Genomic DNA, 21,957 nt, shown 5'->3' with positions numbered 1-21,957 from the left:
TGAGCAAATGGCGATAATCGACTACAAATGTCCCAATTGCGGCAGCGGTATGGTCTTTAACGGAAGAACCGGAGCATTGACCTGCCAAGGCTGCGGCAGACAAGACAATATTGAACAGCTTCCTGATCCACTTATGCAGCAGTCATTTTCCGAGCATCGGGAGAGAGGGTATAACTGCAACAGCTGCGGTGCGGAGGTTATGGCCGATGCGGAGACGACCGCGACGGTGTGCAGCTTCTGCGGTACGGCCGTCGTTCTCGGTGACCGTCTAACCGGAAATCTGGCCCCGGCGAAGGTGCTTCCTTTTCTGATCAGCAAAGAAGAGGCGATGGCGGCTTTCCGGAAATGGTGCAGGAACGGCCTGCTTACTCCCGACGGATTTATGACCGCGGATCGCGTCAAGGGAATCACCGGAGTTTATGTCCCCTTCTGGCTATATGATCTGCACAATCGGGTTGAGGTTCATGGCCATGCCACAAAGGTAAGGAGCTATACTCGGGGCGACTACCAGTATACGGAAACACAGCATTTTGCGATATACCGCAAGCTCCGCCTGAATTACGTCAATTTGCCGGTCGATGCTTCGGAGAAGATGAGCGATAAACTGATGGATAAGCTGGAGCCTTTTCCGTACGAGCGGCTGAAGGGCTTCAAGAGTCCCTACCTTGCCGGTTATATTGCGGATAAATACAGCTATGATGATCGGGAGCTGCTTCCGCGGGCCAAGGAGAAGATCCAAAGCTATATCGAATCCTCCATTTCATCCGCTGTGACCGGCTATACATCTGTCAGCTTCACCAATAAGCAGATTGAAACGACCCAGAAGCGGGCTGATTATTGCTTGATTCCGGTATGGATGGTGAAGTACGACTATAACCGGTCGGAGTATCTGTTCGCGATGAACGGCCAAACAGGGAAGGTGGTCGGCAAGCCGCCGCTCAGCAAAGCAAAGGTCACCGCCTGGTTTGCTGGCGTTTCGGGCGTAACCCTGCTGTCCCTGAAGCTGATCTCCTGGATGATGGGGGGAGGGTTCCTGTGAAAAAGCATTATGCGATATTAACCGTTCTATTTTTCCTCGCCGCATATCTCGCTATTCCCTATGGGACGACCGCGGCAGCGGAAGCGAAAAAGCTGATCTATGACGAAGCAAACCTGCTCAGCGAAGAGGAATATATAGAGCTGAATGCGATGGCGAATGAGTACGGAGCCAAGCGGGAAACGGATATTATCATTATTACTTCTAACAATGTGGACAATGTCGATGTCGTGCTAATGACGGAGGACTTTTACGATGAGCAGGCCCCGGGTTACGATAAACCCCATGGCAACGCGGTGATCCTGACGCTGGACATGCAGAACCGGGACGTCTATTTGGCAGGGTTCTACAAGGCGGAGGAGTACCTGGATGACGGCAGGCTCGATCGGATACGCGAGAAAATTACGCCGAATTTATCAAATGGAGACTATAAGCTGGCTTTTGAAAAATATATTAAAACCGCCCATAAATATATGGGCATTAAACCGGGCGTAAACCCCGACAACCCGCTGTTCAACACTGGTTTTCAGCTGATTGCGGCCATAGTCGTCGGAGGGATCGTCGTGGGAATTATGACTTACCGCTCCGGCGGCCGCGTCACAGTCAACAAGCGCACCTATGAGGATGCCAGCACTTCAGGGGTCGTGGATCGACAGGATAATTATCTGCGGACGACGACTACGAAGCGGAAGATCGAGCGGAGCACGAGCAGCAGTTCGCGCGGCGGTGGCGGTGGCGGTGGTATTACCGGCGGCGGCCATTCGCACAGCGGCAGCAGAGGGAAATTCTAATCGAAGGGACGGGAGAGCAAGATGGGATTCTTAAGAAATCAATTCGCCAACGTCGTAGAATGGGAAGAGTTCAGAGACGATATGATCTTCTGGAAGTGGAGCAACCGGGAGATCAAGAAAGGCAGTAAACTAATCATCCGCGCTGGCCAGGACGCGATTTTCGTGAATAATGGCAAGGTCGAGGGGATTTTTAAGGATGAAGGCTCATACAACATCGAGTCGGAGATCATCCCTTTCTTATCCACGTTAAAAGGCTTCAAATTCGGCTTCAACAGCGGCATGCGTGTAGAGGTTCTATTCGTCAATACGAAGGAATTTACGGTTAGATGGGGAACACAGAATCCGATTCTGATACCGACGCCTCAGCTGCCGGGCGGCATGCCGATTCGCGCCAACGGAACATTCCACTTTAAAGTCAGCGATTACGTGTCGCTGATCGATAATATCGCCGGAATGAAAGGCAGCTACCTCGTGGAGGATGTCAAAATCCGCATCACTTCCGTACTGGATCAGCTGCTCATGAAATGGATTAGCCGGGAAGGCAAGGACATGTTCAATCTGCAGGCAAATGCCTCGGAAATTGCCAAAGGTATTCGCGAAGACCTGGATATGGAAATGCTGGGCAACGGAATGACGATTACCGGCTTCCAGGTGATGAGCTTCAACTATCCTCAGGAAATTCAGGACATGATCACGAAGACGGCATCCCATGAAATGATCGGCAATCTGCAGAAATACCAGCAGGTCAGTATGACGGACGGCATCGCTTCCGGCAAAGTACAGGGCGGCGGCATGGCCTCGGACATGGCGGGCATGATGATGGGCATGACCATGGCGAACGAAATGATGAAGAATATGAATATGAACATGAATCAAAACCAGAATCCAGGCCAGAATCAGCACCAGCAGCAAAACCAACAGCCTCCGGCGGCTCCTTCCTCCGAAGGCGGCAAGCGCCCTAACTTCTGCCCGAACTGCGGCGCTAAGAACGAAGGTGCAAACTTCTGCCCGAATTGCGGCCAGAAGCTGAACTAAATAATTTTTATGGCATACAAAGAATTAGACGATGGACAGTGATGATGGCTCATGCGTTTATGAAAAAATTGAGAAAAGTACATTGCTATATTTGCAAGAGAATAACATAACTAATGTTGAAGAAATATGGATTAAACGTACTCAGATTAAATAAAGAGATATTACCCTACCGAGAGACTTTTTTAAAGTGTCTACTCGATAGGGTAATTTTGCTTTAATCGAGTCTGTAATGTGTAAACTCCTAAACCCATTAAAATGGAAGTTATAGAAAGGTTGGGAGAACACATGGGACTTTGGTAAAAAGAACAACTGCGGGCTTTCATTAAGGAAAATCAGCTGGTTACTGCCCAGGAGGTTGTGGGTGGAAGTGAGCGGAAATCCTGATGGTTGTGAGCGGCAAATTCTAACGGTTGTGAGCGACGTTATTTGGGCAAAAACGGGGTTTAACAAAATGTAACGGTTGCCAGCGAGCCTATTTCCGTTTTTTCGTAGGCAGAGGGGCAATTTCGTCCAAATAAGCGCTCATACAAACGTTAGAAAAGCCCCCCCTTTTTTTAGGGACGATTAAGCACAATGACAACCGTTAGCGTAGCCTCTTCCAAAGTCATCGTCGTATTACTGACTGCTTGAATACTAGGTTTCTCGTCGTACGACGATTACTAGGTCGAGTCCAAAACTGGGGACAGATGCGCTGGAGTTCTCCGTCTTTTTCCCGGAACGCATCGGTAACCATTTACGTTAAGCAGGCTAATCCCCCTCGGGAGATTACTTGAAATGAGTTTACACAAAAATCTTGATAGACCCCTTTAATCTGACTTACCGTCCTACAATTCCGTCCATGTCACGTTTAGCTCAATGACCCCTTCACTCGAGGACAATCGTCCGCCAATCATGGACCAGCTTTCATTTTTATCGGGATTATCGCCTTGAATAATAATGTTCTTATCGTCAATGGTCTGACCGGAATCATCCAAGTTTTGCGTTTTGAAATACTCCTTGTACAGCTTGGTAATCGTCACCATGTCTTCTTCAGTTGAGAAAATAAGCAGCACCGATTTCTTGCCGTCATTGAATTCAGAGTGAGATGTGCTGATCTTGGCATCGTTTATTATGTTTTGGCATTTTCTCCTACGGTTGATAGGCCCATTTATGAATCGGGTTCAGGGTTTTGGGGGTATACTTTAGACCCGTGTGTAAGCTTCCTTCCTCCTAGTCTACGTGAAATCTACCTCACGATGCGAAACGCAGAAAAAAAACGAGCCAGTCAAAGAGCGCGGGTAATGTAAGCGTACTCTTGGCACAGAAGGGGTTATTTTTGCGTCAAATCCGAATTCTTTATTTGTTTACAGATACTTTTTTTGGGAGTAAGATTTCATTCATGACGAACTGGTTTATGAAATGAATAATCCTTTATCGCTGAATTCTGCAGTCAGGAACGGGGGAACCAAAGGGATGAGCTTGTATCCGTCCCAGGGGTGAATCGCTTGATTTGAACTAGGTAATATCAAGTGTAGGGCTACTTTCAGGCCCGAATCCGTCAGCTAACCTCGTAAGCGTTACGAAAGAGGAATTTGTCGCGTGCCCACGTTTTTTTGAGCTGCCGCGGGAAAGGCCAACTTTCCTGCGGCTTTTTTTGCGCTAATGGAGTCACAGGGATTGCCGGTTTGTACGGATAATGGTTAAACCAAGAGGGTACGATACAAAATGTCCCATATCTCAAACTGGTGGTGGAAATTAGGATGACTGTAAAAAGACTGTTGATTGGGCGGCCGTTGAAATCGACGGAATTAGGGGAGCAAAAGCTGAATAAGAAGAAGGCGCTGGCCATTCTTTCTTCCGATGCTTTATCGTCCGTGGCTTATGGGCCGGAGCAAATTTTGCTCGTGCTGGTGACCGTCAGCACAGCGGCGTTTTGGTATTCGATTCCGATTGGGATCGGCGTATTGGTATTATTGACCGCTCTTATTTTATCCTATCGGCAGATTATTTTTGCTTACCCGCAAGGCGGGGGAGCTTATGTGGTTTCCAAGCAGAACCTGGGGATTTTCCCCGGCCTGGTTGCGGGAGGCTCCTTGCTGGTCGACTATATTCTAACCGTTGCCGTCAGCGTGTCTGCGGGTACGGATGCGATCACGTCGGCCATTCCGAGCTTCCACGAGCATAAAGTCATCATCGCAGTCATTTTTGTCATTCTCCTGACCTTGCTGAATTTGCGGGGTATTACTGAATCCGCGACGATTCTAGCTTATCCTGTGTATTTATTCGTTGTCGCTTTATTCATTCTGATTGCCGTAGGGCTTTACGATATTGCGATGGGCCATGTCTCGCCAAGTTTACATGTACCGGTCGGTACGCCAGTGGCGGGGATGACGCTATTCTTGGTGTTACGGGCTTTTGCCTCGGGAAGCTCGGCTTTGACCGGGGTGGAGGCGATCTCCAATGCGATTCCGAACTTCAAGAATCCCGCGCCGAATAATGCAGCCAAGACGTTGATGGCGATGGGCATCTTGCTTGCGATCCTGTTCTCGGGCATTGTATTTCTGGCTTATTATTACGGGATTGTGCCTTCCCCGGAGAAGACGGTGGTCTCGCAAATCGCCGAGCATACCTTCGGCAGAAATGCCGTGTACTATTTTATCCAAGGCACGACGGCCTTGATTCTGATATTGGCGGCTAATACGGGTTATTCGGCATTTCCGCTGCTGGCTGTAAACCTGGCTAACGACCGGTTCATTCCAAGAATGTTCACGGTACGGGGTGACCGGTTGGGTTACTCCAATGGCATCATCAGTCTGGGGTTGCTATCGATCATCCTGATTATCGCGTTCCAAGGGCAGACGGAGCAGCTGATCCCGTTGTACGCGGTCGGCGTGTTCATTCCGTTTACGCTATCGCAGACGGGGATTATGATGAAATGGATTCGTGAGAAGCCGACGGGCTGGGTGCCTAAGCTGATCATCAACTCCATCGGCGCTTTGATTTCCTTAACCGTCTCGTTGGTGTTCTTCCTGACGAAATTTACGCGGGTCTGGCCGGTACTGATCTTTTTGCCGTTGATCGTTTGGCTGTTTTATCGGATCAAGAAGCATTATGAAGCGGTTGGCGAACAGCTGCGGCTGACGACCTGCGAGCCGGCGGTGCCGATTACGGGGAACGTCATTATTTTGCCTGTGTCAGGGATTACGCATGTCGTCGACCATTCCTTGAATTACGCCAAATCCTTGTCACCAGATCAGATTATTGCCGTGTATATTCCGTTTGAGAGAGAAGATATTGCCCGCTTTGAGGAGAAGTGGAATAAATGGAGACCTGATGTACGGCTGGTGGTGTTATATTCCCACTATCGAAGCATTATCACTCCGCTCGGCAAGTTCATCGATACGGTGCACCGGAAAGCGAGCGAGAAGAATTACCAGGTGACGGTCATCATTCCCCAATTCATTCCGAAGAAGGGCTGGCATAACTTCCTGCATAACCAAACCAGCTTAATGATCCGCACCTACTTGCTTTATCGCAAGGACGTCATTATCACGACAGTTCCTTACCATTTGAAAAAATAATACTCTAGGCGCGGCGGTTCGTATCAGCTATGAGATGTTGCTGCATCTTGCTCCTGCTCCTGCTTGGAGCGTTTGCGCACGAGGGCGGGCAGAGCAAGCAGATAGTAGGCGCTCACGCCGAGCGTACAAACGCCAAGAAGATAGTGCAGCCAGGTAATGGAGACCCAGGCTGGGAAGGCTAAGGCGACGAACCCTAACGCTAATGAGTGTCCGAACATCATGACAGGTTCGATTAGGGCGTTTACCCTACCCATATTTTGCGGGGGAACGAGTTCCGGCATCCAGCTGCCGAGAGCAATGTTGATGGGGGCGATGGCGATCCCTTCTATAAACACAAGCAGAAGATAGATCTCGATCCGGTCGGTGAAACCCAGCCCTCCAATAAGTGCACTAGAGATGAACAGCCCTGCAATGAGGATGGGGGTTCTTGTATAGCGACGGATCAGCTTGGGGCCGATGATGCTGCCGATTAGGAAGCCCACGCCGAGAAATATCGTAGTTAATGAAGAATGGATAACATAATTGTCTGGACTAAGCTTATATTTCATGGAGAAAATCGGCAGGATGGCGAACACGCCGTTGACGATGCCAAAGAATAGAAAACCAGAGATGAGAACTAGTAGCAGCCTGTGGCCCATAATATAACGGAGCCCTAGCCAAAAGTCCTTGAGAAGTAGGGGGATCCGGATGTCGCGGATGCGGTTTCGGCCGTTAGGCATGCGGGCATGTTCGGGAAAATCGCCTTTGGTAATTAGAAGACCGGAGAAGATAAAGCTTGCACCATCAATCATGATCGCTCCTTCGATTCCGATGAAATGATAAGCCGCTGCGCCGAGACTCATGCCGAAGAGCATAAACATGCCCATCATCATCTGGTTCAGGCCTGAGGCCTGCACATATTGATCCTGGGAGATGCTGCCTTGCAGCAATCCCATTTCTGCCGGTCCGAAGAACTTGGATATCGAGCTGCGCAGAAACAGAATTAAAAAGCAAACGAACAATACATCGTAATGGACGAATACAAGCAGCAGCAGCGTTAATCCAGCTCGAATCCAGTCACTGTAGGCGGCGATGAATTTGCGGTCGATCCGATCGGCAATGACGCCGACGATCCAGAATACCGCGAGAGTCGGCAGGGAATACATTAGCTCCGCCGTGGTTGCCAAGGCCGGCCGGTCGCTGTACCGGTCTATCAAATAGTAGGCGAAGGCCATGTTGCCCACAACGGTGCCGAGCTGCGAGGCAAATGCGGCAAGGAATAGCTTGGTGAATGTTCCGTTCCGAAAGAGTGAGATCATCACATCAATCCTCCTAAATATGGTCTTATTTCAGGCATTAGGAATGCAGCAATCGGTGCAGGTACTGAATCAGCGCCTCTTGCTGCATTTGCGTATTGGCCGTCTCCGGTCCTACGGTGATCGTATGAGTCAGAATGCCTTCCTGGAAAGAGGCGGCAAGCTTTGCGATGTCCAATACGCTCATGACGGGCGAAAATTCTCCTTGATTTACTCCCTTTTGCAGCAGCGCCGTGAACCGGGCAATTCCTTCTTCGTAACGCCGCAGCAGCAGTTCGCTGCGCTCCGTATCCCGCCAGCCGATCAGAAAATACTCGTAGAAGGCAGGCAGCAGCCCGCCCTTAGGAGGCTTCATCAGTTCCTCTTGCTGCTGTGAATATAAGGTTGTGATGACATCCCAGACGCTAGCCGAACTCTCGAGTAATTCCTCGATGTACTGTTCATGCTCCGCATCCTGATGGTCTAGCAAGGCTTCGAAGATCTCTTCCTTCGTCTGGAAATATAAATAGATCCAGCCCCGGCTCATCCCGGTTTCCTCGATAATGTCCTTCAGTGTCGCTGCTCCGTAACCTTTTTCTGAAAACACTCGTTTGGCAGCATCGAGAATTTGCTGCTTGCGCCGTTCTCTTTGGCTGTCTGAAATTTTAGGTGACATCAATCCTGCTCCTTTACAATAAAATGAACCTCATGTCATTTATTTTATAATAATGACACGAGGTTCATTTTGCAAGGGCGAATATCCGGGCTGAGAAGATTTATGTTTGAAGATGAGGATGATCATTAGTCTTTTGAGTTGCAAACATATGAAAAAAACGCCGAGGGAAACCGGCGTTTAGTTAGAATATATACCTTTATCAGGTGTTTTTCCTTATTACTTCCCTGCCGCAAGATAAGGAGCCAAACCCTTTGCGATAACCTGATGGCCCCGGTCATTGGGATGGATGGGCAGAGAGCCCCCCAAGGCATCCTCAATCTTCCCTTTGCGGTATCCATAGATCAGTTGGCCTTGCTTGCCTTCAAACCAAAGATGGACGGGAGCAACTTTCGCATTGTAGCTGTGAGCGACTTCTTTCGTCATTTGATTCAGGCCGGTGATCGCTTCGGCAGAAAGCGGGCTGTTCGGAAAAGGATTATATTGCGTACAGCAGATGATTCGAGCATGGCTAGTATTTTTAATCTGAGCCAGGATCGCATGCAAATTTCGTTTATAGCGCGCTATAAATTGTTTTGCATCTAGAGTTTGCTTGCTGGCAAGCGTAGATAGAGCTGCATTTGCCAAATCCACGCCTCCAATCCAGACCGAGACGACGGCAGACCGGCTGATTACGGAAGAGCCCTGCCATACCACGGCATCCAGCAGATCATAGGTGGTCCAGCCAGGCTGGGCCAGGATAAGTCCAACCATCTTGCCGGAGCCTGAAGCATTGGCCATCGACGTAGCTAATTGCGGATAAGCTTTCGCGAAAGAGGAAGCATTCTCCCCGAATGTAATCGAATCGCCAAGAGCGGTATAGATCATAGGAAGATATCCCTTTCTTTATTTATAATTGCGTATCTTATAGATATAATATGGCGTTCGCATATGGGGTGTGTGCACGAAGATGCATACGCTTCACGACACCTTATGACATGATTCCAGAAGAAAAGACAAAACTCACACGAAAGACGTTGACATAAAAAAGGGATAAGACTATGATGAAAATCATAGTAATTATATATACTTACTAAGTTTAACGCATAGCGCGTCCACTGGACCACCAGAGACAAAGACTATCCTGCTTGAGGATTGTCTTTTTTTGTTGCCTAAAATAGCGCATCATCATTTCACTGTATTGGAGGTCTACTATGCTGCAAGCAAATCATATTCCAGCCTATATCGGATATGTCCTGATGGCGGGACTCGGTTTGGCTATGCTGTTCATCGCCTTATCCGTGCGGCGCTCCCTCGTGCGCAACACGCATGATTACATTATCGCGGACCGCAAGATCGGTCTGGGGTTCGGGGTCGGGTCGGTCATTGCCGTCTGGACCTGGGCCATGGCGGTTATGATGTCCTCGGGGCAAGCCTACACCTGGGGGCTGTCGGGATTATTCTGGTTTACTGTGCCCAACGGCATCGCGGTCATGGCGATGGTTCCTTTCGCGGTCAAGCTGCGGAAGGTGATTCCGAACGGTTATACGATAACGGATTTCATCCGTTCTCGGTTCCAGAACCGTCCCGCACTGGTCATTGCCGTTATGGGCATGATCTTCGGCATTTTTCTCGAAATCATCATTAATCTGAAGGGCGCAGTGCTGCTTATTCAGACAATTTTCGGCATCAAGGAAATCATCATTCTTGCCGTAATCATATTCATCGTCACCGTGTATTCATATTTCGGCGGAATTTGGACGTCGGCGATTACCGCGACGATCAACACCTTGTTTATTACGGTTCCGGCTGCGGTAGTTACGCTGTACGTGCTGCATCAGGTCGGCGGGGCAGGCTTCATCTTCGAGTCGATCGAGCGGCAGGATCCGCAGCTGCTATCCATATTTCGCCCAGAAGCCGCGGCAGGCTTCGGTGTTACCTTAGCACTTGGTCTGCTTGCCTCTACGGTTGCCGATCAGACGTTTTGGCAGAAGGTATGGGCCATCAAGCCGAATCACGTTAAGCGAACCTTTATTTGGGGCGGAGCCTGGTTCTATCCCATTCCTATTGCCCTCGGTTTGCTTGGTCTGGTAGCGCTAGGACTCGGGCTGAATCTGGACGAGATCGGCGGCGATGCCGCGGCGGTTGGGCCCTACCTTATATCCCACTTAGGCTTGCCGCTGATTATTGTCATCCTGTACGTGCTGCTCGTCTTGAACGCTTGTTATTCGACGATCGATGGCGCGTTCTCGGCCCTGTCATCGCTTGTGGCTGTGGATATCGTCAAGCCGCTGTGGCCGAACCTGCCGGAGAAACGGTTATTTGCGGTTACTAAACTTAGCATTATTGCCTGCGCCCTTGTAGCTGGACTGATTGTCATGTCAGGCGTGGACTTTGTCAGTCTCGTTCTGACGACATACGCGATTAAGACGTCGCTGTTGATTCCTTTGATTTTAGCTATATTTTGGCGTAGATTAACGAGCCGAGGCTTTCTTTGGGGCATTGTGCTAAGTATTGTCATCGGCCTGCCGGTGCGCATCATTTATGACGAGCTGATTGGAACGCTGGTGATTTTCGGAATTAGTGCAGCGGTTCCTGTCGTGTTAAGCCTGCTGTCCAGGGAAAGACCGTTTGATTATTCCGCTTTGAAAAATACAAGGCAGCTGATAGACGATGCTGCAGATCATACAGTGTCTGCTGGCGTTGGATCAACGGTTGGTCCAAATCAGCCCGTTCAAGGGGAGGCGTGATTCACATGGCATATGTTATTGCGGCTTCGTTTATTTCTCTTGTAGTGAGCCTGATCTATTTGGGGTATGTCGGAGCTTCGTTTCGGCAGGTCAAGAACGACAGGAGAAGGGAGCTGCCGGCTGCTGCGGCTTCAACCGAAGATGCCTCCGAATGGGAGAGCGAAGCGCCCTTTAGCTGGAAGGCGATGATCAGCATCCTTTTATCCAGCGTTATCCTTTTCTTGATGGGCAAGTCGGCGGCGTTCTGGAACTATGTACCTTTTATCGCGATTGGTTCGGCGGTAGCGGTAATCTTCGCATTTACAATCGATCTGCGCAAGAAGGTTTAGATGCGGGTCAGACCTTATATAACAATAGAGAGGAAGTAACATTCAAATGAATACCTCATCATCCAAAAAACATGCGCATTTGTTAGGATTTATTCAGCATGGCGTAAACAGTCACGCCATCGGCATGTGGCGGCATGCCAGGGATAAAGTGAATTGGGACTGGAGCCGGCCGGCCTACTGGCAGCATATGGCCCGGACGATGGAGCGCGGCTTGTTCGATGCAATGTTCATCGCCGATGAATTAGCGCCCTATAACACTTATCAGGGCAGCTCGGACGCCATCGTTAAATATGCCGTGCAGTGCCCTACGCATGAGCCGTCTACAATTGTCCCGATTATTACGGCAGCAACCGAGAAACTAGGCGTCGGAGTTACGCTATCAACGGCGTTTGAACATCCGTATTCGATGGCGCGGCGGTTGTCCAGCCTGGACCATCTATCCGGAGGAAGGATCGCCTGGAACATTGTCAGCTCCTATTCCAAGAGCGAGTGGGATGCCTACGGCCAGGAGATGACGATGCGTTCGGATCGCTACGACCGTATGGAGGAATACGTGGACTTGTGCTGCCAATTATGGGATTCCTGGGAGCCGGATGCCATCGTTGCGGATCGATCCAGCGGCATATTTGCCGATCCGTCAAAGGTGAAAGTGATAGATTTTGAAGGGAAGTATTTTAAAAGCAAAGGTCGGCATTTCTGTGCGCCCTCTCCGCAGGGGCGTCCAGTGTTCTGGCAGGCCGGCTCGTCCGACCGGGGCCGGGACTTTGCGGCTCAATATGCTGAGGCCATTTTCGCGGTACATCCGAATGTGGAGCGGATGAGGCAGTATAGCGACGATATAAACGCCAGGCTTATGAAGTTTGGCCGCCCTGAAAATTCCGTGGTGCGCATCTATGGCCTGCAAACCGTCGTAGGAATGAGCCGCAGCGAGGCGGAGGAGAAATATGAGCGCATGAAAGCTTGCATTCATCCCGAGGCGGCTCTGGCTTGGATATCGGGACATTTCGGGTTGGATTTTTCCCAGTATAGTCCGGACGAGTACATTCAGAATATTGAGGTTCCCGGCATTCAAGGCCTCTTTGAATCCGTCATTTACGCCAAGGGTGGAGCCCCGGTGACGATTCGCGAAGCCGCGCTTCACTATGCCCAGGGTATGGGAATGCCTGTCGCGATAGGAACCCCGGAGGATATTGCTGATCAGATGGAGCACTACATGGATGAAGGCGGAGCAGACGGCTTCATGCTGATTGCGACGAATACGCCGGGCTGCTTCGAGGAGTTTGTGGACCTTGTAGTGCCGGAGCTGCAGCGGCGTGGACGTTATCGTACATCCTATCCGGGCACGACATTGAGGGAGAATCTTTTGAACGATTAAAAATCCTTGACACCATTATGCCCTGATGATATCATACAAAATAATCCAAGTTAATTGATGTGAATTAACAGAATTAAATCGACTTTACCGGACCGCCGGAGGGTCTCTCTTATCGAATAGAGGCATGTATTATGCCTTTCGATCAGGGGGACCTTTGTGTTTTTTTAGGGATTTTTTGAGGATCTGGGAGAGGAAGAGAAGGGGGAGAGTTTTATATGGAAAAGAGAAAGTCTAAACGGGCAGCACAGGGAGTTATCGCGGCGGCTTCGGCCTTGCTGCTGGCGGTGGCATTGTCCGCTTGCAGCGCAAACGGCAGCGGCGGCCAGGCAGGGGGCCAGTCGGCTTCGGGGGAAGTGCCAGCCACGGCATCATCAGATGCAGCGGCGGCGGATGCGCCGTCCGAGACGAGGGATATTACGATCCGCATCGGATATCAGAAATACGGGACGATCAATATTCTGAAGGCGGACGGAGCACTGGATCGCCGGCTGGAGGAAGATCGCAACATTAAGATTGAATGGACAGAGTTCCCGGGAGGACCGCAATTGCTCGAGGCATTGAATGTGGGGAGTATCGATGTTGGGCATACGGGAGAAGCGCCGCCGATCTTTGCCCAGGCTGCCGGCGCCAAGCTGGTCTATCTGGCGCATGAACCGGCCAGTCCCCGCAGCGAGGGAATCATCGTGCCGAAGGATTCGCCGCTTCAATCCGTCGCCGAGCTGAAAGGGAAGACTGTTGTGCTGAATAAGGGCTCCAATGTTCATTATCTGCTAGTGGAGCAGTTGGAGAAGAACGGCGTGGCCTATAAGGATGTCGATGTAAAATACCTGCCACCCGCTGATGCGCGCGCCGCATTCGAGAAGGGGAGCGTAGATGCTTGGGTGATTTGGGATCCGTTCCTCGCCGCTGCGGAGACCGCCACGGGGGGCAGGGTCATTGCCAACGGGGAGAGCGTCGTCTCCAATCATGAATTCTATCTGGCCACCCGCGAATTTGCCGAGAAGTATCCGGATCTTGTAGAGATTTTGCTGGAAGAGGCAGATAAGATCGACGCCTGGTCCAAAGACCATCCGCGGGAGCTCGCGGAGAAGCTATCACCCCAGCTTGGCATTGACGTTGCATCGCTTGAGCTGGCCGCGGGCCGTAGAGCCTACGGTATTCAGCGGATCGACGAGGAGTTGGTCCAGGCCCAGCAGTCGATTGCCGATACTTTTTATGAGCTAGGGCTGATCCCGGCCAAGCTGGATATCCATGATGCGATTTTAAAATAAACAAGTGAACGGACTAGGAGGGGAAGAATGATGAAAGTATTTTGGTTCATACCGACCCATGGGGATGGGCGTTATTTAGGTACCAGCCAAGGCGCGCGTGCGGTGGATCTTCATTATATGCAGCAGATTGCCGTCGCGGCCGACCGGCTCGGATATGAGGGCGTATTGATCCCGACAGGCAGCTCCTGCGAGGATCCGTGGGTAGTCGCTTCTTCGCTAGTGCCTGTTACGCAGCGGCTGAAGTTCCTCGTCGCGCTTCGCCCGGGGCTGACTTCGCCGACGCTCGCGGCACGGATGGCCGCGACATTGGATCGTATTTCGAACGGCAGGCTGCTGTTGAACGTCGTGGCCGGGGGTGATCCCGTAGAGCTGGCCGGGGACGGCTTGTTCCTGGATCACTCCGCCCGCTATGAGCTGACGAGTGAATTTCTCGATATTTGGCGCCGGGAACTTTCCGGAGAGACTGTTGATTATGAAGGGAAGCATCTGCGGGTCGAGGGCGGGCATATTCTGTATCCTGGCATTCAGCAGCCTTATCCGCCGCTCTGGTTCGGCGGCTCGTCGGAGGCGGCGCAGCAGGTTGCCGCGGATCATGTCGACGTCTACTTGACCTGGGGCGAACCGCCAGCCGAAGTCGCGAAGAAGATCGCCGAGATGCGCAGGCTGGCCGAAGCCCGGGGGCGCACGATCCGGTTCGGCATCCGCCTTCATGTCATCGTTCGCGAGACGGAGGACGAGGCCTGGGCTGCGGCCCATGATCTCATCAAGCATTTGGATGAGGAGACGATCGCGGCGGCGCAGAAAATTTTTGCCCGCTTCGACTCGGTCGGACAGAAGCGGATGTCCACGCTGCATGGCGGCAGCAAGGAGCAGTTGGAGATCAGCCCGAATCTATGGTCAGGGATCGGCCTCGTTCGCGGCGGCGCAGGCACGGCACTAGTCGGCAGCCCGGAAATCGTCGCTGAGCGGATGCAGGAATATGCGGATCTCGGGATCGAGACATTTATTTTCTCGGGATATCCGCACTTGGAGGAGGCCTACCGTGTGGCGGAGCTGCTGTTCCCGCTGCTGCCGCTGCAGCAAAGAAGCGAGGCGGCAGGACCGTCCTCCATCAGCCCGTTCGGTGAGCTTATAGCAAACAATGTGCGGCCAACGCCGAAGGCATCCGCGCACTAAAAGGAGTCGTTAGGAATGGGAAAGAAGAAATGGCATTTGCAGGCCCTGCCTTGGTATATCCCTCTGCTCATTCTGATCGTCTGGCAGGTGCTCGGCAGCACGGGTCTTATGCCCGAACGCACGCTGCCGTCGCCGGTTGAGGTGTTCCAGGCCGGCTGGAAGCTCACGACGAACGGGGAATTGGCGGCGGCGATCGGCATCAGTACATGGAGAGCGCTGATCGGTTTTATCATCGGCGGCTTGCTGGGTTTCATATTGGGATTGTTGAACGGAGTTATCCCGCTGGCAGAGAAGCTGACGGATTCCACGATCCAGATGATCCGGAACGTTCCGCATTTAGCGATGATTCCGCTCGTGATCGCCTGGTTCGGCATCGGGGAAGAGGGCAGAGTTTTTCTCGTCGCGCTGGGCGTGTTCTTCCCGATCTACATTAATACGCTGCATGGCATCCGCTCAGTCGATCCAAGCCTGATCGAAATGGGGCAGGTGTATGGGCTGCGCCATTGGGAGCTGTACCGGCGGGTTATTCTGCCAGGCGCGCTGCCGTCGATTCTGGTGGGCTTCCGCTTCGCTCTCGGCATCATGTGGCTGACGCTGATCGTGGCTGAGACGATCGCGGCCAATTCCGGCATCGGATATATGGCGATGAACGCGCGGGAGTTCTTCCAGATGGACGTTGTGGTGCTCAGCATTTTGCTGTATGCGCTGCTTGGCAAATTATCGGATCTGATGGCTAAAGGGTTTGAAAGGAGGTGGCTGAGATGGCATCCGCACTTCGCCAAAGAAGGCTCGCCATTCAAGAGCGTTTAAGAAAGGACGCGGGCCGGGAGCCATATCTCGACGCGCCGCAGGGGGAGCTCTCCCGGCAGGCCGAAGTGAACGAGAGGCGAGAGAGTATTGCACAGCAGGATAGCGCGTCGACTAGCGGCGTATCGATCGAGCTGGATGCGGTGTCCAAGCAATTCGGCAGCAAGCAGGTGCTGCGGAACATTCAACTCTCGGTGCAGCCCGGCAGCTTCGTCGCCATCGTCGGCCAGAGCGGCTGCGGCAAAAGCACGCTGCTTCGCCTTCTATCGGGGCTCGACCAGGCGAGCGGCGGCTCGTTGAAGCTACAGGGGCAGGAGGTTCAGGGTATTCACCCCGCTACGAGGTTTATGTTCCAGGATTCGCGCCTGCTGCCGTGGAATACCGTGCTGGACAACGTGAAGCTGGGCCTGACCGGCTCGGGTTCGGACGATCCACGGAGGAGAGCCTATGAAGCCCTTGAACTAGTCGGGCTGGCAGACCGTGCGGGGGAGTGGCCATCCGTCCTGTCCGGTGGCCAGCGGCAGCGGGTTGCTCTGGCCCGGGCCTTGGTGGGGAAACCGCGCCTGCTGTTGTTCGATGAGCCGCTCGGCGCACTGGACGCGTTGACCCGGATCGAGATGCAGCGCCTGATCGAGCATTTATGGAAGCGGCGGGGTTTCACGGCCGTCATGGTTACGCATGACGTGAGCGAGGCGGTGGCTCTGGCGGACCGGGTCATACTAATTGAGCAGGGGCAGATTGCGCTGGATCTGCAAATTACGCTGGCTCGACCGCGCAATCGGGATGCGGGCTTTGCTCATTTTGAACAGATCATTCTCGACCGGGTATTGGCCCGGGATGATCGGGAACTGCACAACTCTCAAGTTCCTTTATACGATATTTGATGCAAATTTCATTCCCGGCTTGTCCGGTTCTAAAAATAAACTAGCACGCATAGAAATGAAGCATGCTCCATACGGAATCATTCATCAATCAAGCGATCCTGTCCAGGATCGCTTGATTGATTTCTAAAGATACAATCACGGGGCGATTTGCTCTGCGGGAGTGTGGGGGACATGCGCGACAAAGGAAAATGGATCAACTCGCCGTACACGTATGCGCTGGGGATGTTCGCGATGATGGTGCCGAGTCAGGCCTTCAGCTCGTTTTACAGCTATTTCTATGTGGAGAAGCTGGGGCTGGGCATTTGGCTGGCTACTTTGGCGCGGACGATTTTTCTCATCTGGGATGCCGTGAACAATCCGCTATTCGGGTATTGGTCGGACCGGACGCATACCCGTTACGGCCGCCGCAGGCCATGGGTGTTCGGGGCGATGCCTTTTTTCATGCTGTGCTTTGTACTGGTGTTCTCCCCTCCAAGTGGACTAACGGAGCAAGGGCTGTTCATCTGGTTTCTTACTATGCTTGTTCTCTTCGAGGCCGTAGCTACGGTGCTGTGGGTGAACTACGGGGCCCTGTTCCCGGAGCTGTTTCGCGGAGACCGCCTTCGTGCCAAAGCCTCTGCGATCCAGCAGGGTTACCAGGTTGCGGCGCTGCTTGTCGGCACGGCATTAACGCCTGTTATTTTCACGGCGAGGGGCTTTTCCGATATGGCTATCCTGTATGCCGGTGTATTCGCTGTATTTATGTTCCTCTGTATGCTAGGTGTGCGGGAAAGAGAGGAAGCGGGCGAAGGGGAGCCGCTGCGGCTGATGGCCGCTTTTCGGGAAACGCTGCGGAATACGAAGTTCTGGGTGTTCAATATAGCCAATTCATTTGCCCAAACGGTGAATGGGCTGGTCAGTTCGATCATTCCTTTCTATGCTAAATACGTCCTGCGGATTCCAGAGGCATCCGTATCTATTCTGCTGGCCTCCGTGTTCGTATCGGTCATTCCGATGGTGTTCTTATGGTACTGGATCATTCGCAGCATGGACGGTGTCAAGGCTTGGCGGTTATCGCTGATTGCATACGGCATATCCGTCATCCCTCTCTGGTTTGGCCATAACTTGATCAGCGGCATGCTGGCCGGCATCGTGTTTGGCTTCGGGCTGGCCGGCTTCCTGGTGACCCCGGCACTGGTCGGAGGCCGAATTATTGATGAGGATGCCGTCAAAACCGGCTTAAGGAGAGAAGGCATATATACCGCGGTGAGTGGGTTCATAACGCGTTCGAGCGGGCTGATTTCGGCGTTGGCTTTTTTCGTGGTCGGGCTCATTTTCGGTTATGAGAGCGGAGAGCGTCCGGGGCCTGAACCGGCGCTGGCGTTTCAATGCTTAATCAGCGTCGTACCGCTATGTCTGCTGATGATTTCCATTATCATATCTTATACGGTGAAATTCGATTTTCGGGAAAATCGCACGGAGGGGGAGCGCGGCAGTCATGAGTAGAAAATTGATCATTAACTGCGACGATTTTGGGCAAAGCCCGGCTATGAATCAGGCGATCATGCACCTGTTGGAGGAAGGCAAGGTGTCATCGGCGACGATGATGGCCGTGGCTCCCGGCTTTGAAGAAGCCGCAGCATGGAGCGCGCGCCGGAGGCAGCCCAATGTCGGGCTTCATTTAACATTGACGAGCGAATTCGAGGCGCTGCGCTGGGGAAGCTTAACCGGCGATATCTCGCTCCAGGATGAGAGCGGCCATTTGTATAAGACCGTAAGGGAGTTTGAGCAAAAGGCGCGAACCAGAGCGGTGGCCAAAGAGCTCGATGCTCAGTACGAACGGGTCAAGAAGGCGGGGATCACGATCAGCCATGTCGATAACCATATGGGCAGCCTATACGGCATAGCAACGGGACGCAGTATGCTGCCGCTCCTGTTCTGGAAGGCATCGCGTTGGAAAGTGCCGGCGCGGTTCTTTCGCTGCATTGTTCCTGATGACCCGCTGCTAAGTTCGTTGTCCGGCATTGAGCGTCCGGTCGCACGTGCTTCCGCGCTGGCGGATGCGCTGGGAGTGCCGATTCCGGATTATCTGTTGTCGCATCCCTTTGGCTTGCAATCCGGGGAGACGTACGACAGCTTCAAGCGATCGATTATTGACAAGCTCTACAGGCTTCCATCCGGGGTAAGCGAGATGTATTTTCACCCGGGGAGAGAGGATGCGTGGATGATGGCGTATATTCCCGATTGGCAGAAGCGGGTATGGGAGTTTCGCTTGCTGCTTGACGATGATTTTGCCTACGCGATGCAGGATGCCCGAGTGGAAATGGTGGACTATCGCTACGTACGGAAGAAGCTGCGGCGTCCCTGGATCAGGTCAGGGATCAAGCTTGTGCGGGAGCTTGCGAGGAAATGATGCTGATTCTGGCTTGCTGTTGATCATGGGGTGGAATTTTGCTGAGGCTTGAACATGGCTTTGGCATGTCTGTGGTTGGAAGAATCGCCTAATTCTTAAGGCCTAAAGTTGGAAATGTTCATAGGGGGCTTTTAGGAAATTCATAGGCAGATTATGATTAAAGACACCTTTCGTGGCTCCCCTCTACCATTTATTTCATATTAGTGATTTATATAGATTTCATTAGCCTATTGCCATCCTGTCCCTTATAGGTATACCGGTTTATTCCTTAAAAGTAGGCATTTTGGTAAAATATCAGACACTAATATTTTCCTGAAATGAGGTTGGACAAGCTTGAATAAAGTGGATCCTGGCCGAGTCGGGGGCTTGGCACGCGACCTGGAGCGTTTGGAGCGCACGATGGAGAATGGAATCACGGGAATGTCCAGGGAACTAACCCGGCTCATAAGCGATGTGGAGGCGGCCTATTCCGATCCGTCCGAGCATTACGTGCGATCTGCGGCACGCGAAGCCAGCGGCTTGTTGCGGGAAATCGGCAAGCTGGCCGAGCGGATTGACGAGCAGATGAGGAAGAAGGTTCAGGCCTTACGTTATGCGGAGAATGAATACATAAAGGCAGAGAAGGATTCAGCAAGGGCGACCGTCGTGAAGAAATCGACGACGTTTACGCTCAAGGGGACGATCCAGAGCTGGTTTCAGCGATTTTTGGAAAAGGGGAGGCAGAATGTCGCTGATCCAGGCGCGGTTTCGTCTGCGGAGTCGCGGCCATCGCTGGTGCAATGGATCAAGGGAAACTTGCTGGAGCTTCAGGACGCCTCTTTGGTACAGCGTCTAGACCTGGTGAAGGAGGATGAGCGAATCGCCTCACTTCTACAAATTTTAGACACCGGGACAGCGAAGGATCAGGCGTGGGCGCGTGAGGAGCTCGAGGCGATCGCCTCAAGCTTCAAGGAAATTGCCCGCAACCAAGCGGCCTATAAAATATATGCCATTTACAATAATGAACTGTACATGGGATACGCGCATCGGTCCGCTCAGCAGCAAAGAGAGCGGCTGGCGAAGCTCGGCGTCGCTGAGGAATGGTATAAATCTGGGGTCAGTTTGGCCGTGTTCTATAAAGGCTCTCCGCTAGATGCCTGTGAATATAATCCACTGAAGCAGAATCTATCCGCGATGCCGAAAGAGAGCGAGCTGCGCTTGATTATCGCGGCTGGTATGATCAATCCCTTCTACCGGGAGTGGGCGAGACTCAACTATGACACTATTGCGGCGGCGGTTCATCAAGCAGCAGAGCGGCGCAGGGAAATGCAGGCGCTGCTGGATGAGTACAACCAGGCGATTCCAGCGGAGGATATCCGCAACATGCAGCAATATTTGAAGGACATGAACATCTACCAAGGAGAGATTACGGGCGAATATAATCAGGAATTCCTGATCGCCGTAGCCGGCTACCAGCATATCGCGAACACGGTAAGCGCCATGGCGGCGGTTAGGCGCGAGTGGTTCGGATGGGAGATGTTCGAGGTAGATGGGAAGATCACGAAGGAGCTGCTGGATTTGGCCCGTTCGGAAAGAGGCTCGGGCATGCGCAACAATCCGAACCTGAAAACCGGCGGATTGACGGCTGCCGTAACGATCGTAGGCGTAGGGGATGGCATTGTCAGTCAATTGTTTGAAGACGTAAAGGACTTAGCTGAATTCGCCATCAATTCCAATCCGGCAAACCTGGGATTCTGGACAGATACGGTGCCCGGATATTACGCTATAGGTGAAGCGATTGCGAACGGCGAACTGACGATTGACGATATGAGGAAATTGCTCGGCGACGCAGTGGCAGAGGAATTCGTTGTTCCTTTCCAGAATATCATCGAGCTGCAGCCTAAGGTTCTTTCCGGAAAAGCGACCTATGAGGAGAGCGTAAAATACGGACGAGCCGTAACGAAGGCCTTCTTCGCGATCACGGTAGTAGAAGGCGCCGCCAGAGCGGGAGCCAAATTCTCCGGCAAGACCGTGAAGGAGCTCGTGAAGAATGTGAAGGAAGCGGCGCAAACGCGGCCGCAAGCCTCTTTGACAACACCCGATGGCCTTACAGTCCCTGTTCGGGATTTGGACATGCCGAAGACAGAGCCGCAATTTTCCCAATCTAAGCCTGATTCGGGATCGGGCGGCGGGAAGTTGGATTCTGTTGAGGGGAAGAGTAATAATAGTTGGAAACTAGAGGATTTAAACAATACAGATAACTTTAAAAAAGGAACGACTAGTAATGCGGTGGATCATATTTTCGAGGGTGAAATTATTAAAGGACAAGCAGTTGGATTTCATTATGAAGGTATGCCAAGCAGTAAGGGAAAGGTTATTGGAAATATCGACCCTCCTAATGAGTTTGGTGTGTACAGAGCAAATATAGAGGTAGATGGAATACCAAAAGGTGCAAGGTCTACTTTTTTTCCTAAGGATTGGACACCGCAACAAGTTATTGACGAAATAAATATTGCCTTCAACAACAAGGTTGTTCACAAGAATAATAGATATAGAGGAACTGCTAGTACAGGAATGAAGATTGAGTTTATTATAAAAAATGGGAAAATTACATCGGCATATCCGTTGTATTAAGGAGAGTGGAGT

Annotated in this window: 18 protein-coding genes and 1 riboswitch; of the genes, 14 read left to right on the top strand and 4 right to left on the bottom strand. The window is 52.0% G+C overall.

Translation table 11 applies throughout. The features are described 5' to 3' along the window. Window positions 1-7 precede the first annotated feature (7 nt). From ACYUJT_RS09720 to ACYUJT_RS09710, 3 genes are read left to right on the top strand one after another with little or no spacing between them, the layout of a single operon-like run. On the top strand, window positions 8-1,039 hold the full coding sequence (locus tag ACYUJT_RS09720; RefSeq protein ID WP_460321092.1) for a TFIIB-type zinc ribbon-containing protein: 1,032 nt from the start codon (window positions 8-10) through the stop codon (window positions 1,037-1,039). Continuing rightward, window positions 1,036-1,827, top strand: coding sequence for a TPM domain-containing protein (locus ACYUJT_RS09715; protein ID WP_460321090.1), 792 nt, complete (start codon window positions 1,036-1,038; stop codon window positions 1,825-1,827). Before ACYUJT_RS09720 ends, ACYUJT_RS09715 begins: the two co-directional genes overlap by 4 nt. Window positions 1,828-1,848: 21 nt before the next feature. Beyond that, window positions 1,849-2,862 (top strand): SPFH domain-containing protein, encoded by a 1,014-nt coding sequence (locus tag ACYUJT_RS09710; protein WP_460321087.1) that lies wholly within the window; start codon window positions 1,849-1,851, stop codon window positions 2,860-2,862. A gap of 824 nt (window positions 2,863-3,686) precedes the next feature. Here ACYUJT_RS09710 and ACYUJT_RS09705 read toward each other — a convergent pair. Beyond that, entirely contained in the window at window positions 3,687-3,884 is a 198-nt protein-coding gene (locus ACYUJT_RS09705; RefSeq protein WP_460321085.1) for a hypothetical protein, read from the bottom strand. A 382-nt stretch (window positions 3,885-4,266) separates the two neighbouring features. Beyond that, window positions 4,267-4,434, top strand: a riboswitch (cyclic di-AMP (ydaO/yuaA leader). A gap of 167 nt (window positions 4,435-4,601) precedes the next feature. On the opposite strand from ACYUJT_RS09705, the gene ACYUJT_RS09700 reads away from it, so the two are divergent. Then, window positions 4,602-6,422, top strand: coding sequence for an APC family permease (locus ACYUJT_RS09700; protein WP_460321083.1), 1,821 nt, complete (start codon window positions 4,602-4,604; stop codon window positions 6,420-6,422). A 23-nt stretch (window positions 6,423-6,445) separates the two neighbouring features. Here ACYUJT_RS09700 and ACYUJT_RS09695 read toward each other — a convergent pair whose 3' ends face one another. The 3 genes from ACYUJT_RS09695 to ACYUJT_RS09685 all read right to left on the bottom strand — a co-directional run bounded on the left by ACYUJT_RS09695 (window position 6,446) and on the right by ACYUJT_RS09685 (window position 9,236). Next, the gene (locus ACYUJT_RS09695; RefSeq protein WP_460321080.1) at window positions 6,446-7,720 is read right to left on the bottom strand and encodes an MFS transporter; all 1,275 of its coding nucleotides are present in this window, start codon (window positions 7,718-7,720) and stop codon (window positions 6,446-6,448) included. Between the two features lie 37 nt (window positions 7,721-7,757). After that, window positions 7,758-8,372, bottom strand: coding sequence for a TetR family transcriptional regulator (locus tag ACYUJT_RS09690; RefSeq protein WP_460321078.1), 615 nt, complete (start codon window positions 8,370-8,372; stop codon window positions 7,758-7,760). A 216-nt stretch (window positions 8,373-8,588) separates the two neighbouring features. Next, complete coding sequence (locus tag ACYUJT_RS09685; protein ID WP_460321076.1) at window positions 8,589-9,236, bottom strand: SGNH/GDSL hydrolase family protein; 648 nt, start codon at window positions 9,234-9,236, stop codon at window positions 8,589-8,591. A gap of 326 nt (window positions 9,237-9,562) precedes the next feature. Between ACYUJT_RS09685 and ACYUJT_RS09680 the strand changes: the two genes are divergently transcribed. The 10 genes from ACYUJT_RS09680 to ACYUJT_RS09635 all read left to right on the top strand — a co-directional run bounded on the left by ACYUJT_RS09680 (window position 9,563) and on the right by ACYUJT_RS09635 (window position 21,945). Next, window positions 9,563-11,098 (top strand): sodium:solute symporter family protein, encoded by a 1,536-nt coding sequence (locus ACYUJT_RS09680; RefSeq protein ID WP_460321073.1) that lies wholly within the window; start codon window positions 9,563-9,565, stop codon window positions 11,096-11,098. Window positions 11,099-11,103: 5 nt separating this feature from the next. Continuing rightward, a complete protein-coding gene (locus tag ACYUJT_RS09675; protein ID WP_460321071.1) occupies window positions 11,104-11,427 on the top strand; it encodes a hypothetical protein in 324 nt (107 codons plus the stop codon). 46 nt (window positions 11,428-11,473) lie between these two features. Then, on the top strand, window positions 11,474-12,802 hold the full coding sequence (locus tag ACYUJT_RS09670) for an LLM class flavin-dependent oxidoreductase (protein WP_460321068.1): 1,329 nt from the start codon (window positions 11,474-11,476) through the stop codon (window positions 12,800-12,802). A 215-nt stretch (window positions 12,803-13,017) separates the two neighbouring features. After that, window positions 13,018-14,073 (top strand): sulfonate ABC transporter substrate-binding protein, encoded by a 1,056-nt coding sequence (locus ACYUJT_RS09665; RefSeq protein WP_460321066.1) that lies wholly within the window; start codon window positions 13,018-13,020, stop codon window positions 14,071-14,073. Between the two features lie 30 nt (window positions 14,074-14,103). Continuing rightward, the gene (ssuD, locus tag ACYUJT_RS09660; protein ID WP_460321608.1) at window positions 14,104-15,249 is read left to right on the top strand and encodes an FMNH2-dependent alkanesulfonate monooxygenase; all 1,146 of its coding nucleotides are present in this window, start codon (window positions 14,104-14,106) and stop codon (window positions 15,247-15,249) included. A gap of 15 nt (window positions 15,250-15,264) precedes the next feature. After that, complete coding sequence (ssuC, locus tag ACYUJT_RS09655; protein WP_460321064.1) at window positions 15,265-16,059, top strand: aliphatic sulfonate ABC transporter permease SsuC; 795 nt, start codon at window positions 15,265-15,267, stop codon at window positions 16,057-16,059. Continuing rightward, window positions 16,011-16,940 (top strand): ATP-binding cassette domain-containing protein, encoded by a 930-nt coding sequence (locus ACYUJT_RS09650; RefSeq protein WP_460321062.1) that lies wholly within the window; start codon window positions 16,011-16,013, stop codon window positions 16,938-16,940. Before ssuC ends, ACYUJT_RS09650 begins: the two co-directional genes overlap by 49 nt. A gap of 171 nt (window positions 16,941-17,111) precedes the next feature. Then, window positions 17,112-18,425, top strand: a complete 1,314-nt coding sequence (locus ACYUJT_RS09645) for an MFS transporter (RefSeq protein ID WP_460321060.1) — start codon at window positions 17,112-17,114, stop codon at window positions 18,423-18,425. Continuing rightward, a complete protein-coding gene (locus ACYUJT_RS09640) occupies window positions 18,418-19,332 on the top strand; it encodes a polysaccharide deacetylase family protein (protein WP_460321058.1) in 915 nt (304 codons plus the stop codon). The genes ACYUJT_RS09645 and ACYUJT_RS09640 overlap by 8 nt, the downstream gene beginning before the upstream one ends. A 342-nt stretch (window positions 19,333-19,674) precedes the next feature. Beyond that, complete coding sequence (locus tag ACYUJT_RS09635) at window positions 19,675-21,945, top strand: EndoU domain-containing protein (protein ID WP_460321606.1); 2,271 nt, start codon at window positions 19,675-19,677, stop codon at window positions 21,943-21,945. The last annotated feature ends 12 nt before the right edge of the window (window positions 21,946-21,957 follow it).

It is taken from the genome of Paenibacillus sp. YSY-4.3 (genome assembly GCF_054767475.1).
Note: the sequence above shows the minus strand (reverse complement) of the source record. Positions and strands in the feature narration are given on the sequence as shown.

Bases quoted from the DNA above. Each gene is read 5' to 3' on its own strand.
- ACYUJT_RS09695 (WP_460321080.1), bottom strand. From the start codon at position 7,720: ATGATCTCACTCTTTCGGAACGGAACATTCACCAAGCTATTCCTTGCC.
- ACYUJT_RS09685 (WP_460321076.1), bottom strand. From the start codon at position 9,236: ATGATCTATACCGCTCTTGGCGATTCGATTACATTCGGGGAGAATGCT.
- ACYUJT_RS09665 (WP_460321066.1), top strand. From the start codon at position 13,018: ATGGAAAAGAGAAAGTCTAAACGGGCAGCACAGGGAGTTATCGCGGCG.
- ACYUJT_RS09710 (WP_460321087.1), top strand. From the start codon at position 1,849: ATGGGATTCTTAAGAAATCAATTCGCCAACGTCGTAGAATGGGAAGAG.
- ACYUJT_RS09690 (WP_460321078.1), bottom strand. From the start codon at position 8,372: ATGTCACCTAAAATTTCAGACAGCCAAAGAGAACGGCGCAAGCAGCAA.
- ACYUJT_RS09640 (WP_460321058.1), top strand. From the start codon at position 18,418: ATGAGTAGAAAATTGATCATTAACTGCGACGATTTTGGGCAAAGCCCG.
- ACYUJT_RS09700 (WP_460321083.1), top strand. From the start codon at position 4,602: ATGACTGTAAAAAGACTGTTGATTGGGCGGCCGTTGAAATCGACGGAA.
- ssuC (WP_460321064.1), top strand. From the start codon at position 15,265: ATGGGAAAGAAGAAATGGCATTTGCAGGCCCTGCCTTGGTATATCCCT.
- ACYUJT_RS09705 (WP_460321085.1), bottom strand. From the start codon at position 3,884: ATGGTGACGATTACCAAGCTGTACAAGGAGTATTTCAAAACGCAAAAC.
- ACYUJT_RS09680 (WP_460321073.1), top strand. From the start codon at position 9,563: ATGCTGCAAGCAAATCATATTCCAGCCTATATCGGATATGTCCTGATG.
- ssuD (WP_460321608.1), top strand. From the start codon at position 14,104: ATGAAAGTATTTTGGTTCATACCGACCCATGGGGATGGGCGTTATTTA.
- ACYUJT_RS09720 (WP_460321092.1), top strand. From the start codon at position 8: ATGGCGATAATCGACTACAAATGTCCCAATTGCGGCAGCGGTATGGTC.
- ACYUJT_RS09650 (WP_460321062.1), top strand. From the start codon at position 16,011: ATGGCATCCGCACTTCGCCAAAGAAGGCTCGCCATTCAAGAGCGTTTA.
- ACYUJT_RS09645 (WP_460321060.1), top strand. From the start codon at position 17,112: ATGCGCGACAAAGGAAAATGGATCAACTCGCCGTACACGTATGCGCTG.
- ACYUJT_RS09675 (WP_460321071.1), top strand. From the start codon at position 11,104: ATGGCATATGTTATTGCGGCTTCGTTTATTTCTCTTGTAGTGAGCCTG.
- ACYUJT_RS09670 (WP_460321068.1), top strand. From the start codon at position 11,474: ATGAATACCTCATCATCCAAAAAACATGCGCATTTGTTAGGATTTATT.